Annotated in this window: 1 protein-coding gene; it reads left to right on the top strand. The window is 47.3% G+C overall.

Annotated elements, in window-relative coordinates:
• Positions 1-290: hypothetical protein (locus Q0954_RS34510; protein WP_299466785.1), on the top strand; the 290-nt coding region annotated here is incomplete at its 5' end.
• Positions 291-433: the final 143 nt, after the last annotated feature.

The following is a 433-nucleotide window of genomic DNA, read 5'->3' as shown; positions in this document are numbered from 1 at the left end:
CCCGCTACTACCACCAGGCAGACCAGGTGCCTCAACCACAGGAATACCAAAAAGAGGTCATTCCGGCTTCAGATAGTACATCAGGATTTATTCTGGAGGAGTTTAGTGAATACACCCAGGGGCATTTGTACCTGATGTGTCTGCCCAACGGCGACTGCTTCAACTACGCCCTGTTTACCGTGACCGAACAGGGCATGGAAGATATCTTTATCCTCGTGGATGGCAAACAGGACTGGCAGGAACAGCTTGCCCCCAAGGTTCAACAGTTTTTTGGACAAGTGAGTACCTAAACTAAGATAAAAACGAGGCTTTACAACACATAAAGCCTCGTTCAATCATTTTAATACTAATAAAAATCCCGGTCGCTCACCCCAAAGTCTTTATCTCCGTAGTTAGGTTCCCACCCCCAGGGATCAAACCCTTCCTCTTCTTC

It is taken from the genome of uncultured Microscilla sp., from assembly GCF_947493425.1.
Lineage (GTDB): Bacteria > Bacteroidota > Bacteroidia > Cytophagales > Microscillaceae > Microscilla.
Note: the sequence above shows the minus strand (reverse complement) of the source record. Positions and strands in the feature narration are given on the sequence as shown.